Source organism: Mesorhizobium sp. M6A.T.Cr.TU.014.01.1.1 (assembly GCF_004022765.1).
GTDB classification, from domain to species: Bacteria; Pseudomonadota; Alphaproteobacteria; order Rhizobiales; family Rhizobiaceae; genus Mesorhizobium; species Mesorhizobium mediterraneum.
On the sequence record NZ_RZPG01000040.1, the window covers coordinates 1 to 16,238 of the forward strand.

Consider the following 16,238-nt stretch of genomic DNA (forward strand, 5'->3'; position numbering starts at 1 on the left):
AACAGCTTCACCGCCGCCGAAGCCGAAATGCCGAACCGTTTGGCGGCAGACCGGCGGCTTTCACCACTCAAAACCGCCGCCACCACCCGCTCGCGAAGATCATTGGAAAGGGGTCGAGTCATCAGATGCTGGCCTCCACTCCAGCCAGCATCTTGAATCACAAAACCCACAAATCTGGAATCCCCTTCGATTCCATCAAGCCGTGAACCGCTCTAGAGAAAAGATGCTGTCTGCGAAGCTGCCAATCTCCCCCCAAGTGGGGGAGATGTCCGGCAGGACAGAGGGGGGCGCCGTAGAGCACTATCGGACGAGGCCAACTCTACTTCCCCGCCATTCCCTTCAACCGGTAAAGCGCCTCCAACGCCTCCCTCGGCGTCATCTCGTCGGGGTTGATCGCACCGAGCGCGTCGCCGAGCGCATCGTTTTTCACCGGCTTTTGCGCTTCCCGCCTCACCGCCACCGAAAACAGCGGCAGGTCGTCGACCAGCCGGTTTGCCTTGCCCGAAACCTCGCCCGCTTCCAGCTGGTGCAGCACTTCCCTGGCCCGCCCGACCACCGCTTCCGGCAGGCCGGCAAGCCGCGCCACCTGCACGCCATAGGAGCGGTCGGCGGCACCTTTGCCGACCTCGTGCAGGAAGACCACGTCGCCCTCCCATTCCTTGACCCGCATGGTGACGTTGTGCAGTCGAGCGAGTTTGCCGGCCAGCGCCGTCATCTCGTGGAAATGGGTGGCGAAGATCGCCCGGCAGCGATTCTTCTCGTGCAGATATTCGACCGCCGCCCAGGCGATCGACAGGCCGTCGAAGGTCGCGGTGCCGCGGCCGATTTCATCCAGGATCACCAGCGCGCGTTCGCCGGCCTGGTTGAGGATCGCCGCCGTCTCGACCATCTCGACCATGAAGGTCGAGCGGCCGCGCGCCAGATCGTCCGAGGCGCCGACACGCGAAAACAGCCGGTCGACGACGCCGATGTGAGCTGATGCCGCCGGCACGAAGGAGCCGGTCTGGGCGAGGATGGCGATCAGCGCGTTCTGCCTGAGGAAGGTCGATTTGCCGCCCATATTGGGGCCGGTCAGCAGCCATATCGCGCCGTTTTTGGCGTCACCTTCCGGCGACAGATCGCAATCGTTGGCGACAAACGGTCCTTCGCCCGAACGCCGCAGCGACTGTTCCACCACCGGATGTCGCCCGCCCGAAATCGCGAAGGCGAGGCTCGCATCCACCAGCGGCCGGCACCAGGCCTCGCTTTCGGACAGCAGGGCGAGGGCTGCCGACACGTCGAGCACGGCGAGCGCTTCGGCGCCGGCGCGGATCGCGTCCGCCTGGCCGACCGCTTCCGCCGTCAGCGTTTCGAAGGCGGCAAGCTCGATCGCCAGTGCCCGGTCGGCGGCATTGGCGATCTTCGATTCCAGCTCGGCCAGTTCCGTCGTGGTGAAGCGCATGGCATTGGCCATGGTCTGGCGATGGATGAAGCGCGCCTTCGCCCCGTCGCTGCCGGTCATGATCGCATGGTGGTTGGCGGTGACCTCGATATAGTAGCCGAGCACATTGTTGTGCCGGATCTTTAGCGAGCGGATGCCGGTCTCGTCGATCAGCGAGCGCTCCAGCCCGGCGATCACCTTGCGCGATTCGTCGCGCAGTGCCCGCATCTCGTCGAGTTCGGCGTGATAGCCGCCGCGGACGAAGCCGCCGTCGCGCTTGAGCAGCGGCAACTCGTCGCCGAGCGCCTGCGTCAGATGCTCGACCAGCGGGCGTGGCAGCGCCTCGATCGCCGCCAGCGCCGCCGCCAGTTCTTGTGGAAGGGTAGTCGCCCCAAACAGTTCGGCGATAGCACCGGCTGCCTCGAACCCCGCACGCAGCGCGCCGAGATCGCGCGGGCCGCCGCGGTTGAGCGCCAGCCGGGAAAGCGCGCGCGGCATGTCGGCGACGCTCTTCAGGCTCGTCCGCACCGCTTGGCACAGCCGCGTCTCGGAGCGGAAGAACGACACCGAGTCCAGCCTCGCGCCGATCGCCGCCGGGTCGGTCAGCGGCGCCATCAGCCGGTCGGCGAGCAGCCTTGCGCCGCCACCGGTCACCGTGCGGTCGATCGCCTTGAACAGCGAGCCTTCGCGGCTGCCGGACAAGGTGCGCAGCAGTTCCAGATTGGCGCGTGTCGCCGGGTCGATGAACAGCGTCGAGCCCTGCTCCTCGCGCTCGGGCCGCGACAGTGGCGGCCGCTCGGCCTTCTGCGTCTTCTCGACATAGGCGATCACACCCGAGATCGCCGACAGTTCGGCGCGCGAAAACGTGCCGAAACTGTCCGGCGTCGCCACTTCGAAGAAACGGGCGATGCGGCCGGCGGCCGACGCCGAGTCGAACAGGCTCGGCGGCTGCGGATTAGCGACGCGGCCGAGCACATCGAACACCGGTTTCAGCTCGGGATCGTAAAACACCGGCTCGGCGACGATCAGCTCGCGTGGGTCGACGCGAAAGACATCGGCGAGCAGCCGGTCGGCGGTGGTCTCGGCAACGCGGAAGGCACCAGTCGAGATCTCGATCCAGGCCAGCGCAAAACTTCCTTGGTTCCCTGTCGCGCTGCCGCGCTCCCCGCCTCTTGGCTCCGCTCCGCCCTTGACCCGGCTAAGCGCCATCAGGAAGCTCGATTCCGACGGCGCCAGCAATTTGTCCTCGGTGATGGTGCCGGGCGTCACCAGCCGCACCACGTCGCGGCGCACCACCGACTTGCCGCCGCGCTTCTTCGCCTCGGCCGGATCCTCGATCTGCTCGCATACGGCGACGCGGAACCCTTGTCCGATCAGCTTCTGCAGGTAGTCGTCGGCCGCATGCACCGGCACGCCACACATCGGGATGTCGAGGCCCTGGTGCTTGCCGCGCTTGGTCAAGACGATGCCGAGCGCCCGGCTCGCCTTCTCGGCGTCGTCGAAGAACAGCTCGTAGAAATCGCCCATGCGGTAGAACAGCAGCGAGTCCGGGTTCGCGGCCTTGATCTCGATATACTGCTCCATCATCGGCGTCGCCGGCGCAAAGGCCGGCGTAGCGCTGTCGCTGCGAATGGGCGTTTCGTCGTTCAAGAAGCTGCTTCCAAAATTTCCCAAGCCATCTGCTTGGCGGTTTACAGCGGCGAAGTGTAGCCTTAATCCCGAACGTTCCACAAAAGAAAGCATTGCACCCGTCTCAACGAGGTGCCGCACGGGCGAGGAAATCGAAAGCATCATGGCCAGGAAAACCGAAAGCAACGGCCCTTCCGTCAGCGCGCAGGAGGCGCTGGAATTCCACGCCATGGGCCGCCCCGGCAAGCTGGAGATCGTCGCCACCAAGCCGATGGCCACCCAGCGCGACCTCAGCCTCGCCTATTCGCCGGGCGTCGCGGTTCCCGTCCTCGCCATCGCCGAGGACCCCAGCCGCGCCTTCGACTATACGGCGCGCGGCAACATGGTCGCTGTCATCTCCAACGGCACCGCCATTCTCGGCCTCGGCAACCTCGGCGCGCTGGCCTCGAAGCCGGTGATGGAAGGCAAGGCGGTTCTGTTCAAGCGCTTCGCCGATGTCGATTCCATCGATCTCGAAGTCGACACCGAGGATGCCGACGAGTTCATCAATTGCGTGCGTTTCCTTGGGCCCTCCTTCGGCGGCATCAACCTTGAGGACATCAAGGCGCCGGAATGCTTCATCATCGAGCAACGGCTGCGCGAATTGATGGACATACCGGTCTTCCATGACGACCAGCATGGCACCGCCATCATCTCGGCCGCCGGCCTGATCAATGCGCTCAAAGTCACCGGCCGCGACATGCAGACCACGAAAATGGTCTGCAACGGGGCGGGTGCGGCCGGCATCGCCTGCATCGAGCTGATGAAGGCGATGGGCTTTACGCCTGAAAACATCATCCTGTGCGACACCAAGGGCGTCGTCTTCCAGGGCCGCACCGAAGGCATGAACCAGTGGAAGTCGGCGCATGCCGTCAAGACCGACGCGCGCTCACTTGCCGAGGCGCTGGACGGCGCCGACGTGTTCCTCGGCCTCTCCGCCAAGGGCGCGCTGACCACCACGATGGTGCAGTCGATGGCCAAGAACCCGATCATCTTCGCCATGGCCAATCCCGATCCGGAGATCACGCCCGAGGAAGTGGCCGAGATCCGCACCGATGCCATCATGGCGACGGGGCGTTCCGACTATCCGAACCAGGTCAACAACGTGCTTGGCTTCCCCTACATCTTCCGCGGCGCGCTGGATGTGCGGGCCACCACCATCAACGACGACATGAAGATCGCCGCAGCGCGTGCGCTGGCCGAACTCGCGCGCCAGGACGTGCCCGACGACGTTGCCGCCGCCTATCAGGGCAACCGGCCGAAATTCGGCCCCAACTACATCATTCCGGTGCCGTTCGACCCGCGGCTGATCTCGGCCATTCCGATCGCGGTCGCCAAGGCCGCGATGGATAGCGGTGTCGCCCGCAAGCCGATCCTCGATCTCGACCGCTACGCCCAGGAGCTTTCCGCCCGCCGCGACCCGATCGCTTCGACCCTGCAGCGCATCTACGACCGCGTGCGCCGCCAGCCCAAGCGCATCGTCTTCGCCGAGGGCGAGGAGGAGCAGGTCATGCGCGCCGCCGTCTCCTATGTGAATCAGCGGCTCGGCACCGCCATCCTGCTCGGCCGCGACGACATCATCAAGGAGAACGCCAGGAACGCCGGCATCGAGCTCGACAGGCAAGGCATCGAGATCATCAATGCCCGGCTGTCGCGCCGCAACGGCGTCTACACCGACTATCTGTACGAGCGCATGCAGCGCAAGGGCTTCCTGTTTCGCGATTGCCAGCGCCTGATCAACAACGACCGCAACCATTTCGCTGCCTGCATGGTGGCGCTGGGCGACGCCGACGGCATCGTCACCGGCGTCACCCGCAACTATTCGACCGCGCTCGACGACATCCGCCGCGTCATCGACGCCAAGCCCGGCCACCGCGTCATCGGCGCCTCGATCGTGCTGGCGCGGGGCCGAACCGTGATCGTTGCCGACACCGCCGTGCACGACATGCCGAATGCCGAGCAGATCGCCGACATCGCCGAGGAAGCCGCCGGCTTTGCCCGCCGCATGGGTTATGAACCAAGGCTCGCCATGCTCGCCTATTCCACCTTCGGCCACCCGCAGGGCGAGCGCTCCGAGCGCGTCCAGGAAGCGGTGCGCATCCTCGACAAGCGGCGCGTCGATTTCGAGTATGACGGCGAGATGGCCGCCGACGTGGCGCTCAACGCGCGCGCCATGGCGCAATACCCGTTCATCCGGCTCACCGGCCCAGCCAATGTGCTGATCATGCCGGCTTTCCACTCGGCCTCGATCTCGACCAAGATGCTGCAGGAGCTCGGCGGCTCGACCGTCATCGGCCCGCTGCTGGTCGGCCTCAACAAGCCGGTTCAGATCGTCTCGCTCAACGCCAAGGATAGTGACATCGTCAACATGGCGGCGATTGCGGCCTATACGGCGGGGGCGTGAGGAGATCGGAGTCCCGCTCCGCCTACAGCAGGCGAAAAAGGCCTCCCCCATGCGGGGGAGGCCAGACACCTCACCTAGCGATGGGACGGCTCATCTCCAGCCGCGGCAGCTCTGATAGGCATGCCGCCAGTAGCGCCAGCCGGTCGTCTTCCATTTCCAGAATTCATAGCCGCAGCCACCATGGTCGGAAGCGACGACCGTCACGCCGCCCCACGCCCAGGAGCCATGCTTGTGGTGGCCATGGTGATTGCCGTGGTGGCCGTCATGGTCCTTGCCGGGTTTGCATCCGAACACCTTGCAATGCAGCTTGGGCCTATGCTTCAGGATCGGCGGCTTGGCTTTGCAGCCAATCACGGCGCAGTTGATTTTCGCATTTATCCTGGGGCGCGACTGCTCGCGGGCGAGGCGCTTATGCGGCGACGCCGAGTTCTGCTTCACGGCCTGTGAAATACCTTGCTTTATCTTGAACTTGCCATCTTCGGCGCGGGCGCCGTTGGTGACGGCCATGGCTCCGATGATCGTCGCCAGCAGCAGGACGATGCCGGCGAGACGACCTTCGATCCTAAACATCGATGTCAGGCGCGCCATGCCTTTGGCGGGCACGGCCGATCTTTCCTGACGCGCGCGAGCCATCGCGCCGGTGTAGAGCTTTTCGTGCTGCGTCGGTGTCAACGCGCCGGGATCGACGCCGCTGAAAGCGTCGACTGTTACGGGAGTAAACATCTTCCTGATCCTTCAGTTGGTTAGCGGCCTCGACCGCGGAGCCGTCCCGACGGGTTCGCTCCATGGCGCGGTTTTTCGCTCCCGGTTGTTTCGGATGAATGCCGAAACTCGACTGAAGTGTTTCAATTGTTGCGGTTCGACCGCGCAGCGCGCCCAATGGCGACGTTGTCGGCGAATTCGGCGTCTAGCCGTCGCGCGCATTCCCCTTCTCCCCCTTGTGGGAGAAGGTGGCCGAGCACAGCTCGGTCGGATGAGGGGTGTTCCAGCTTGGCGCCGACGGCGCTCCGTCCAACACCCCTCATCCGTCTTGGCGCTGCGCGCCAATCCACCTTCTCCCACAAGGGGAGAAGGAAGAAAGGGTACCTAAATCAACCCTGCTTGCTCAGCCTCGTGGCGCAGATTCTGCCTCGGCCTTGGCCCGAGCTGCTGGATGACCAGTCCGGCCGCCAGCGAGCCGAGATCGCCGCACTCCTTCAGGCTGCGCCCTTGCGTGTAGCCGTAGAGGAAGCCGGCGGCATAGAGGTCGCCGGCGCCGGTGGTGTCGACCAGTTCCCGGATTTTTGTCGCGTCGACGGTGACGGTCTCGTCGCCGCGCACGATGACCGAGCCCATTTCCGAGCGGGTGACCGCGGCTATCCTGCAGTCCTTGCGGATTTGAGCCAGCGCCTCGTCGAACGAGGCGGTCTGGTAGAGCGCCTTGATCTCGTGGCTGTTAGCAAAGACGATGTCGACGGTGCCCGAGCGCATCAGATCCAGAAACTCGTCGCGGTAGCGGTCGACGCAGAACGAATCCGATAGCGTCATCGACACTTCGCGGCCGGCGGCATGCGCGAGCTTCGCCGTCTGCCGGATCGCTTCCTTGGCGCGCGGCGGGTCCCACAGATAACCCTCGAAATAGGTGACTGCCGCACCCGAAGCCTTGTCGGCCTCGACGTCCTCAGGCCCGAGCTCGATGCAGGCGCCGAGATAGGTGTTCATCGAGCGCTCGCCGTCGGGCGTGACGAAGATCATCGAGCGCGCCGTCGGCGGCTCGCCGTTGAGTGGCTTGGTATCGAAGGCAACGCCCTGCGCATGGATGTCATGGGCATAGATTTCGCCGAGCGGGTCGTTCGAGACCTTGCCGAAGAAGGCGGCGCGACCGCCGAAGGAGGCGACGCCCGCCGCCGTGTTGCCGGCGCTGCCACCGGAGGCTTCGATGGCCGGGCCCATGCGGCTGTAGAGCAGTTCGGCGCGCCTTGTGTCGATCAGGTTCATCGCGCCCTTGATGATGCCGTTCGTCTCCAGGAACGCCTCGTCGCACTGGGCGATGATGTCGACGATGGCATTACCGATACAAAGCACGTCATAGTTCGGCATCAATGATGTCTCCGCGAAAGAACCACCGGCTTTCTGCCACGCCGGCCGCGGGCGGGTCTAGCGATTTGATGCGGCTTTGCCTAGGTCGTGAATTTATCAATCGGGTCGAAATCGCGTGGCGCCGGATGTGGTGGCGCTTGTGACTTGTCGTGTCTCCGCCTATCTCGCAGATGTCTTGCCATGGGCCCGTTTGAGCCTGTTCAACATGGAATTGGAAACGCCGTGATCCCTAGCGCCGCCCGCGCCGCCGCCAGCCAGCTGTTCTCGCCCGAATTCCGCTCGGTGTTCGTGAAGACGCTCGGCCTGACCTTGCTGGCGCTCGCGGCGCTGTGGTTCGCGATTGAGGGCCTGTTCGAATGGCTGGCCTGGCCGTGGATCGACGCATGGTTGCCCGGCCTGCCGTCATGGGCCGGATGGCTGGGCGTCATCGTCGCCGGGATCGGTCTTGCGCTGGGTCTGGCGCTGCTCATCGCGCCGGTGACGGCAATCATCGCCGGCCTGTTCCTGGACGACGTCGCCGAAGTGGTCGAGCGCAGCGATTATCCCGATGAACCGCCTGGTCGCGCCACGCCGGCGCTGCGCTCGATGGTGCTGGCTTTCCGCTTCTTCGGCGTCGTCATACTCGGCAACATCGTGGCCTTGCTGCTTCTGCTGGTGCCGGGCATCAACATCGCCGCCTTCTTCGTCGTCAACGGCTATCTGCTGGGGCGTGAGTTTTTCGAATTCGCCGCCATGCGCTTTCGCCCGGAGGCCGAGGCCCGCGCGTTGCGCAAAAAACATGCTGTCACGGTGTTTCTCGCCGGGCTGGTTGTCGCTGCCTTCCTCGCCGTGCCGCTGCTCAACCTTCTGACACCGCTGTTTGCCGCCGCCATGATGGTGCATCTGCACAAGGCGGTCTCAGCGCGGGAAGCGGCTTAGGGTGCGCTGATATTCAGGTGATGCCGGCTTGCGAATGGCGGTTTCCTGCGCTTCCGGTACTCACGTACCCAAAAGTACGCTGCGTTCCGGTTCTCGGAGCCCACCATTCTCAGCGCGGCCTGACCTGAATCTCAGCACACCCCGGCGCTAGCGCAGCAGAAAGCCGCGCCCCAACTCGTCGTCGGGCTCGACGATGAATTCGGCCCGGCCGGAGTAGTAGGCGCGGCCACCGACGCGGGCGATGATGGCGTCATGCGGCCCGGCTTTCGCGGTCCTCGCCACGCTGCCGGAAAAGCGCGAGCCTGCAATACTCTCGAACAGCCGCGTCTGGCCGGCGATTTCGCCCTTGGCATGCATTGCCGCCAGCCGCGCGGTGACGCCCGAGCCGGTTGGCGAACGGTCGACCTCGGCCTCGGCAAAGACGCAGATGTTCTTGGTCGGGACATCGGAAAATACGTCCTGTCCGTCGGTCAGGATGGTGCCGTAGAGAAAGGCAAGGTCGGCATGGTCGGGATGCGACAGCGGGAACTCGGCCTTCAGTTTCTCCGTCAACGCCGTCGCCGCATCGACGAAATCGCGCACGCGGTTCTTGCCGAACTCCAGCCCGAACTGGCGGCAATCGGCGAGCGCATAGAAGGCGCCGCCATAGGCGATGTCGAAGCCGATCGCACCGAAGCCCGGCAATTCGATCTCCTGGTCGCGGGCGAACAGAAACGCCGGCACGCTTTCGAACGACACCGCACCGGCCTTGCCGTCTTGCACCTCGACCGAGGCGACGACCAGCCCGCACGGCGCTTCGATGTTGACCGTCGTCACCGGCTCCTGCCGCGCCACCAGCCCCTCGTCGACGGCGTAGCGGCCGAGCGCGACGATGGCGTGGCCGCACATGGTCGAATAGCCTTCATTGTGCATGAACAGCACGGCGAGGTCGGCGCCGGGCAGGTCGGGTTCCACCAGCAGCGCGCCATACATGTCGTAATGGCCGCGCGGCTCGAACATCAGGATTTTCCTGAGATGATCGAGGTGATCGCGCACATAGGCGCGCTTTTCCAGGATCGTTCCTTTCGGAATCTGCGGATAACCGCCGGTGACGATCCGCAGCGGCTCGCCGCCGGTGTGCATGTCGACGACGGTGAGCGTCATGCGTTGGATTCGGCAAACAACGCCTGCAGCTTGCCGAACGGCATGGCGGCGCGGGTGAAGCCGAAAGTGCCGTCCTGCTGGATCTCGCGCGCCGCCGTTTCCAGCATGCCGAAGGCGAAATTGGTCAGCCACGGCCCGAGCGAAATGCGCTTGACCCCTGCCAGGGCAAGATCGGCGATGGTGAAGCCGGGCCTTGCCATGACGTTGACCGGCTTGGTCAGCGCCGAGCAGACGGTCTGCACCGTCTCGATGTCGCCGATGCCCGGCGCATAGAGCACGTCGGCGCCGGCCTTCTCGAAGGCCTGCAGCCGCCTGATCGTGTCGTCGATGTCGGGCCTGCCCCACAGAAAATTCTCGGCCCGCGCGGTGAAGACGAAATCGTGTTTCAGCGCCCGTGCCGCCTCCGCTGCAGCGGCGACGCGCTCGACGGCATGCGAAAAATCGTAGATCGGCTTGTCGGGCTCGCCGGTGTGGTCCTCGATCGAGCAGCCGGCGAGGCCCGCCGCCTCGGCCGCGAAGACAGTCTCCGCGGCACTTGTCGCGCTGTCGCCCTTGCCCTTCTCGAGATCGGCCGAGACCGGCAGGCCGGTCGCCGCCGTCACCTCGCGGCAGTGATGGATCATCGCCTCGAAGGTCACCGCGCCGTCGGGCAGGCCGCGCGAAAAGGCAAAGCCGGCGCTGGTCGTCGCCAGCGCCTTGAAACCGAAGGAGGCCAGCAGTTTCGTCGTGCCGATATCCCAGGGGTTGGGCATGACGAAAATCGAGCTATGCAGGTCGCGAAAGATTTTTCCCTTGTCCATGGATGCTCCCAGAGTGCGAAGCACATTTTATCCCGCCACTGCCCGCCGGGCAAACGAATGCGGTTGGTTCAGAAGCGATTGGCGTTCTCTCCTGCCAATTTGTCCAGTGCGTCGGAATTCTTGACGTATCCGGCCCCGTCCCAATGGTAGGTGACGGAAATGTCGCGCGAGGAAGCCTTGGGCGCCGGATCGTCGCAGCTTTCGCCATTCGGCACCGTGGTATCGGTCACCGTCGCCTTGATGGCCGCATAGGGCTGGCCGTCCGCAAAGGTCCGAAAGGCCAGCTCCTGCGTGCGCTTATAGGCGCACAGCGACTCGTCGAATGTTTGGATCGTATCGATCAGCTCGAACCTGTCGTCGCGGACCAGAAGCAGGGGCGTGCTGACATAGCCCTGGCTCGAATTGAAATGCGTGCTCAGGGTGATGATGGCGTCGTCGCCGGGTCCAACCGGCAGCTTGCCCGGATCGCGGAAAGAGGTGCTCCGGTCGACGGCGACATTGACAGCGTCGAGCAGTCTCGGCTTGCCGGCAAGATCGTAAAGCGCCAGCACCGCGAACCCCTCGGCGCTGTCCGACGAGCTGCCAAGGTCGAACAGCATGGCCAGCCGATCCTTGCCGCCGGCCTTGACGGCGAGCACGCCGGCATTGGAAAGGCCCGACGTTTCGGGCGGCGAGCCACCGCGATCCGGGCCCTCGATATGGCGCATCTCGATCGGCATCGAGCCCCGGTAGAAGCCGTTCTTGTCCCCCGCCAGGTCGGGAATGACCATCCTGGCGAGATCGAGATAGGTCGTGCCCTCGTGGCCAGGAACGGCGCTGCCAAGGTCCGGGAAGCTGACGGCTTGCGCGCCGGCCGTCATCCACAGGCACGGCAGCAGCAAACAGGCGACGACGAAGCGAAGCAGGATGGAACTCATGCGCTGGGCGCCTCCCACTGTCGAGCGTTCGCAAGCTAGCACGAACGGCTGAGGCGTACAGCCGGATAAGAAGCCTGAATATCAGATCAGTGGATCGGCACCAGCCCGGCCAGTTCGCGCATGTCGTCGAACAGGATGCCGCCGGCCTCAGTCAGTCCGTCGCGATCGGTATGCGGGTCGCCGTGGTAGGAATAAACGCGCATGCCGGCGGCAATGCCGGCTAACGTCCCGGCGACGCTGTCCTCGATGACGATGCAGTCGGCAGGGGCGAAGCCCATCGTGCTTGCGGCATGCAGGAACAGGTCGGGAAACGGCTTGCCGCGCGAGACCATGGTCGAGCTGAACAGCGCATGCTCGAACAGCGGCAGCAGACCTGTCTGGCCGAGCGTGATGTGCATTTTCGACACCCGCGCCGATGAAGCGACGCACGTTGCGATGCCGGCCGCGTGCACGGCTTCGATGAACTCCCTGACATAGGGGACGGCTTCGACGCCATGCGCGAACAGGTCCGGCAGGCCGGCGTTCCAGCGTTCGACGAAATCGGCGCCGAGGCTGACGCCGGTCGCCTCGACCTCCTTCTGCACCGAGACCATGGAGCGGCCGGAGAAATTCTTGCGGCAATGTTCGAAGCTTGCCGGGTAGCCGGCTGCGGTTAGCCATTCGGCGAGGCGCCGATTGGCCAGGTTCTCGGTGTCGACCAGAACCCCGTCGCAATCGAAGATGACGAGTTTGGGTATTCTCATCAGGCCGTGCCGGTCGATCCGAACCCGCCGGAGCCGCGCGTCGTGCCGCCGGCCAATGTCCGCTCCTCGACGGTCGCCTGCGTCACCGGGGCGAAGACGATCTGGGCGATCCGCATGCCGCGCGTCACTGCAAAATCCTCGTCGCCGAGGTTGATCAGCAGCACCTTGACCTCGCCGCGATAGTCGCTGTCGATGGTGCCTGGCGTGTTGAGGCAAGTGAGCCCATGCTTGAAGGCAAGGCCCGAGCGCGGCCGGACTTGGCCTTCCACGCCCTCCGGGATCTCCAGGATCAGCCCGGTCGGCACCAGCGCGCGTTTTCCCGGCAGGATCAGCAGCGGCCGGTCGTCCGGCACCGCGGCGCGCAGATCCATGCCGGCGGCGCCCGCGCTTTCATAGGCGGGAAGCGGCAGGCCTTCGCCATGCGGCAGCCTGACGAAGCCGACGGCCGGACCGATGACGGAGGAAGTGTAGATGGCTGCGCGCATGATGCGGATCCTATCGCTATCAACGCCGATTCGGTCAACTCGGCGGCAATGCTATCAACGGCTTTCTTTCAGCGCAGTTCCGCTTCAGCGCAGTTCTACGGGAACGATCGTCGTCTCCTTTATCTCCTCCATGACGAAGGAGGCCGAAACGTCCGACAGCGCCACCTTGGCGATCAGCCGCTGATAGAGCCGGTCATAGGCCTTCACGTCGGCGACGCGGGCACGCAGCACATAATCAAGATCGCCGGACATGCGGTAGACGCCGGTGATCTCGGGAAAACCGGTTACTGCCGCCCGGAATTTTTGCAGCCAGTCCGGATCGTGATTGGAGGTCCGGACCAGGATGAACACCGAGAGGCCAAGGCCAAGCTTGTCCGCATCGACCAGCGCCACCCGGCCAGTGATGACGCCGTATTCTTCCAGCCGCTTGACCCGGCGCCAGCAGGCGTTGCGCGACAGCGACACCCTTTCCGACAATTGGTCGACCGACAGCGTGCCGTCACGTTGCAGTTCCCCCAGCAATCTTCGGTCGATTTCATCGATTTCCAGCGGCATGTGGGATTTTGTCCCAATAATTGGCCAAACACAAGGATGATTTGGGACCGATGAACCGGCGAGGCATGTCAAGATGCGAAAGATCGGGACTTCACGCGCTGAAAAGGGGACCAGCATGACCGCACGGCTCGCAAGACTTTTCACCTCTCATCCGGCATCGGTGGGCGAAACCTATTTCGGCCACATGGCTTTCGCCGCGTGGTTCTCGTCGCGGTTGTTCATGGCGGCATTCGCCGCGCTCATTCACGCCTTCCTGCCGTTCTTGTTCGATTCTACGGCAAGCCGGATCATCCGCGAGCTTTACGAGCGGACGCACAACAGGGGACGTTAGAGGCGAAGTGCGGGCCGGCGGCCTGTCTAGGCGAAGCGGTCTGCCTCGGCATGAGCATTCGCCCCTCTCTCGGGTCGCGGTGAAGCTGGCGCTGGTCGGCTAAGCTCTGCGCAATCCCGATCAAGCGATGCCGGCCCTCGAATGCTGAACTTGGCTTGAAGCCGCGCCGCAACCCGCCATTTGGTAAGACGAGCGCTGCCAGCTAGCCGGGAGCATTGGTCATAGACCTCGTCTTTTCCTCCACCACAGAATTGGCTGCCGCCATTCGCGACCGCAAGACTTCCGCAGTGGAGGCGCTGGACGCGCATCTGGCGCAGGTCGACAGGCACAATGAGGCGGTCAACGCGGTCGTCACGCTCGACAGGGAAGGGCCGCGGCAACGCGCCGAGAAAGCCGACGAAGCGCAGGCGCGCGGCGACGCTCTCGGGCCGTTGCACGGCGTGCCGTTCACACTGAAAGATATGCACCAAACATCGGGCATGAAGACCACGGTAGGCTTTCCGCCCTTTGCCGACTATGTGGCGAGAGAAGACAGCCCGGTCGTTCTCAGGTTGAAGGCGGCCGGCGGCGTGCTGGTCGGCAAGACAAATGTCGCAACGATGCTGGGCGACTGGCAGTCGAACAATCCGCTGTTCGGTCGCACCAATAATCCGTGGGACCTCTCGCGCACCGCGGGCGGTTCCAGCGGTGGCGCTGCCGCAGCGCTCTGCGCCGGGATGACGTCGTTCGAGGTCGGCACCGACATGCAGGATTCGATCCGCCTGCCGGCCGCTTTTTGCGGCGTCTACGGCCTCAAGCCGACAGAGCATCGCGTGTCCTTAGCCGGCGCCTTCCCCGATCCCGGTGGCGTACCGCGCGGCGTGCGGCTGATGTCCTGCATCGGTCCGCTAGCCCGCAATGTCGAAGATCTGGCGCTGATCCTGGCGATCATTGCAGGACCGGATGGCAGCGACACCGATCTTGCGCCGGTGCCGGTCGAGGGCATGCCGGAGCTTGACCTCAAGACCCTGCGCATCGTTTTCGCGCCGGCCTTTCCGGGTTTTCCGGTGGCCAGCGAAATCAGGGCCGCTGTCGAGAACCTGGCAAGGGAGCTTCAGTCTGCAGGCGCGGCCGTCGAGGAAGCAAGACTCCCGACGCTCGACTTGCATGACGATCTGACGCAAGGCGGCGCGCTGATCGGCATGATGCTGGAGGCAGCGCAGCCAGAGCCGCCAGAAGAACCGACACCGGTCTCGCGCTGGTTCGAGGCGCTCGGCCGCCGCGATCAGTCAATCCTTGCCTGGGAGCGTTTTTTCGAAGGCTGCGATGCCTTGCTGTGCCCGGTTGCCATGACCACGGCCTTTCCGCATTGCGAGCCAGGAATACCGATCAAGGTCGATGACAGGGAGCAGAGCTACTGGATGCTGCCGGCCTATGGCGCGGTGTTCAACTACAGCGGCCATCCCGCACTTTCGCTGCCGTACGCGCAGGATCGTGACGGCCTGCCCATTGGTCTGCAGCTGGTCGGCAGACGCTGGTCCGAATCGCGGCTGCTCGGCATCGCCAGGGCAATAGCGCTGCTGAGCAGCGGTTTTCGCCGTCCGCCCGGCTATTGAGCGAAGCGCGCCAGGTCATAAGGCTCGAGCAGCGGATCGCGCTCGCCGTCGAGGATTTCCCGGGCGGCGAACAGGCCGACGGCTGGCGCCAGAGTGATACCGGAATGCATGACCGCGACATAGAGCCCGCTGACGCCCTGAGCGCGCCCGATGATCGGAAAACCGTCGATCGGCGTCGGCCGGTAACCGACCGTGTGGAAATCCAGTTCCAGCCCGTCGGCGCCGCGCAACATGCTCTTCATCGCCGCAAACAGCTCGCGGGCGGTGGCTTCGGCATCCATGCCTGGATCGGCGCCGCCGAAATCCGAGCCGGCGATGATGCGGCCTTCCGCCGTCTGGCGCATGTGCAGCCGGTCGCCGATCACCAGCCCGTTGAGCAGCTTTTCGTAGGGGCGTGAGTGGACGATCAGGCCGGGCGGCGTCTCGATCGGCAGTTTTAACCCGGCCGTCGCCGCAATTGCCGGAGAGCCGGCGCCCGCCGCGATCACCACCTCGTCGGCGGCAATGCGTCCGCTTGACGTATCCACGCCGGCAACCCTGCCATTGGCCTGCACCAGTGCGATGACGGCCGTTCCAGTCAGCACCCGCACGCCAAGACGCTCGGCGTCGGCCAGCAGCGCTTGCGTGGTGGCAACCGGCTCGGCGACGCCTTCCTCGGCGACGTACAGGGCGAAATCGGGAAGCTCGGTCACGTTGGCCTCGATGCGTGCGGCTCGCGTGCGATCGACGCGCTCGATGCCGTAGCCCCAGCCGGAGTGCTCGGCGGCATAGGCCTCGAGCTCGGCCGCCGGCAGGTCCCAGCACAGGCCGCCGCACCAAGCTAGCGGAATGCCCGGCAGGTCCTGTGCCAGCCGCGTCCATTCGGCCATCGAACGGGTGCGCAGCCGGAAATACGGCTCTGGATTGCCCCAACTGGCATTGATCCAGGCAAAGGAATTCGGCGTGGCGACGCCGCCGGCGCCGCTGTCGGCAACGATTGTCACGTTCGCGCCGGCCTTCGCCAGATGCCAGGCGATGGACGCGCCGATGATGCCGGCACCGACGACGATGACTTGCTTGGCTGCGTTCACGGATGGTCCTTTGTCGAATCGGGTCTTCTGATGTCGTTGCGGCGATCCTATCTCAAGACCGGGTGAGGGCATCCGCCCAAAACTGTTCGACAGGCCACAAAAGCGCTGCT

Annotated in this window: 14 protein-coding genes and 1 pseudogene; 4 read left to right on the forward strand and 11 right to left on the reverse strand. The window is 64.8% G+C overall.

Annotated elements, in window-relative coordinates:
- Together EN885_RS33940 and mutS are read right to left on the reverse strand one after the other, a co-directional pair.
- Positions 1-122, reverse strand: a pseudogene (locus EN885_RS33940) (IS630 family transposase); the annotation flags it as partial.
- A 197-nt stretch (positions 123-319) separates the two neighbouring features.
- A complete protein-coding gene (mutS, locus tag EN885_RS30635) occupies positions 320-3,070 on the reverse strand; it encodes a DNA mismatch repair protein MutS (protein ID WP_128244374.1) in 2,751 nt (916 codons plus the stop codon).
- Between the two features lie 142 nt (positions 3,071-3,212).
- Here mutS and EN885_RS30640 point away from each other — a divergent pair, with 142 nt between their 5' ends.
- Entirely contained in the window at positions 3,213-5,492 is a 2,280-nt protein-coding gene (locus EN885_RS30640; RefSeq protein ID WP_126103860.1) for an NADP-dependent malic enzyme, read from the forward strand.
- Positions 5,493-5,582: 90 nt separating this feature from the next.
- Here the strand turns inward: EN885_RS30640 and EN885_RS30645 are convergent, their stop codons facing one another.
- Complete coding sequence (locus tag EN885_RS30645) at positions 5,583-6,215, reverse strand: hypothetical protein (RefSeq protein ID WP_128244373.1); 633 nt, start codon at positions 6,213-6,215, stop codon at positions 5,583-5,585.
- 363 nt (positions 6,216-6,578) lie between these two features.
- Positions 6,579-7,571, reverse strand: coding sequence for an adenosine kinase (locus tag EN885_RS30650; RefSeq protein WP_128243805.1), 993 nt, complete (start codon positions 7,569-7,571; stop codon positions 6,579-6,581).
- Positions 7,572-7,793: 222 nt separating this feature from the next.
- On the opposite strand from EN885_RS30650, the gene EN885_RS30655 reads away from it, so the two are divergent.
- Positions 7,794-8,489 carry a sulfate transporter family protein gene (locus EN885_RS30655; RefSeq protein WP_128243804.1) on the forward strand — a complete coding sequence of 232 codons (696 nt, stop codon included), beginning with the start codon at positions 7,794-7,796 and terminating at the stop codon, positions 8,487-8,489.
- A gap of 147 nt (positions 8,490-8,636) precedes the next feature.
- Here EN885_RS30655 and EN885_RS30660 read toward each other — a convergent pair whose 3' ends face one another.
- The 6 genes from EN885_RS30660 to EN885_RS30685 form a co-directional block, all read right to left on the reverse strand.
- The gene (locus tag EN885_RS30660; protein WP_126103857.1) at positions 8,637-9,632 is read right to left on the reverse strand and encodes a proline racemase family protein; all 996 of its coding nucleotides are present in this window, start codon (positions 9,630-9,632) and stop codon (positions 8,637-8,639) included.
- Positions 9,629-10,432, reverse strand: coding sequence for an oxaloacetate decarboxylase (locus tag EN885_RS30665; protein ID WP_126103856.1), 804 nt, complete (start codon positions 10,430-10,432; stop codon positions 9,629-9,631). Before EN885_RS30665 ends, EN885_RS30660 begins: the two co-directional genes overlap by 4 nt.
- Before the next feature lie 68 nt (positions 10,433-10,500).
- Positions 10,501-11,349: a hypothetical protein gene (locus tag EN885_RS30670; protein WP_128243803.1), complete on the reverse strand. Its 849-nt coding sequence runs from the start codon at positions 11,347-11,349 to the stop codon at positions 10,501-10,503.
- A gap of 86 nt (positions 11,350-11,435) precedes the next feature.
- Positions 11,436-12,092, reverse strand: coding sequence for an HAD family phosphatase (locus tag EN885_RS30675; RefSeq protein ID WP_164897949.1), 657 nt, complete (start codon positions 12,090-12,092; stop codon positions 11,436-11,438).
- Positions 12,092-12,577: a dUTP diphosphatase gene (dut, locus tag EN885_RS30680; RefSeq protein ID WP_128243802.1), complete on the reverse strand. Its 486-nt coding sequence runs from the start codon at positions 12,575-12,577 to the stop codon at positions 12,092-12,094. The genes EN885_RS30675 and dut overlap by 1 nt, the downstream gene beginning before the upstream one ends.
- Positions 12,578-12,661: 84 nt before the next feature.
- The gene (locus EN885_RS30685) at positions 12,662-13,132 is read right to left on the reverse strand and encodes an Lrp/AsnC family transcriptional regulator (protein ID WP_128243801.1); all 471 of its coding nucleotides are present in this window, start codon (positions 13,130-13,132) and stop codon (positions 12,662-12,664) included.
- 115 nt (positions 13,133-13,247) lie between these two features.
- On the opposite strand from EN885_RS30685, the gene EN885_RS30690 reads away from it, so the two are divergent.
- Both EN885_RS30690 and EN885_RS30695 read left to right on the forward strand, forming a co-directional pair.
- Positions 13,248-13,463, forward strand: a complete 216-nt coding sequence (locus EN885_RS30690; protein WP_095483023.1) for a DUF6356 family protein — start codon at positions 13,248-13,250, stop codon at positions 13,461-13,463.
- Between the two features lie 221 nt (positions 13,464-13,684).
- Positions 13,685-15,058: an amidase gene (locus EN885_RS30695; RefSeq protein ID WP_128243818.1), complete on the forward strand. Its 1,374-nt coding sequence runs from the start codon at positions 13,685-13,687 to the stop codon at positions 15,056-15,058.
- On the opposite strand, the gene EN885_RS30700 is transcribed toward EN885_RS30695, so the two are convergent.
- Complete coding sequence (locus EN885_RS30700; protein ID WP_128243800.1) at positions 15,052-16,128, reverse strand: FAD-binding oxidoreductase; 1,077 nt, start codon at positions 16,126-16,128, stop codon at positions 15,052-15,054. The genes EN885_RS30695 and EN885_RS30700 overlap by 7 nt on opposite strands.
- Positions 16,129-16,238 lie beyond the last annotated feature (110 nt).

Coding starts and splice junctions, on each gene's coding strand:
- EN885_RS30640 (WP_126103860.1), top strand. CDS start 3,213: ATGGCCAGGAAAACCGAAAGCAACGGCCCTTCCGTCAGCGCGCAGGAG.
- EN885_RS30645 (WP_128244373.1), bottom strand. CDS start 6,215: ATGTTTACTCCCGTAACAGTCGACGCTTTCAGCGGCGTCGATCCCGGC.
- EN885_RS30650 (WP_128243805.1), bottom strand. CDS start 7,571: ATGCCGAACTATGACGTGCTTTGTATCGGTAATGCCATCGTCGACATC.
- EN885_RS30660 (WP_126103857.1), bottom strand. CDS start 9,632: ATGACGCTCACCGTCGTCGACATGCACACCGGCGGCGAGCCGCTGCGG.
- EN885_RS30665 (WP_126103856.1), bottom strand. CDS start 10,432: ATGGACAAGGGAAAAATCTTTCGCGACCTGCATAGCTCGATTTTCGTC.
- EN885_RS30670 (WP_128243803.1), bottom strand. CDS start 11,349: ATGAGTTCCATCCTGCTTCGCTTCGTCGTCGCCTGTTTGCTGCTGCCG.
- EN885_RS30675 (WP_164897949.1), bottom strand. CDS start 12,092: ATGAGAATACCCAAACTCGTCATCTTCGATTGCGACGGGGTTCTGGTC.
- dut (WP_128243802.1), bottom strand. CDS start 12,577: ATGCGCGCAGCCATCTACACTTCCTCCGTCATCGGTCCGGCCGTCGGC.
- EN885_RS30685 (WP_128243801.1), bottom strand. CDS start 13,132: ATGCCGCTGGAAATCGATGAAATCGACCGAAGATTGCTGGGGGAACTG.
- EN885_RS30690 (WP_095483023.1), top strand. CDS start 13,248: ATGACCGCACGGCTCGCAAGACTTTTCACCTCTCATCCGGCATCGGTG.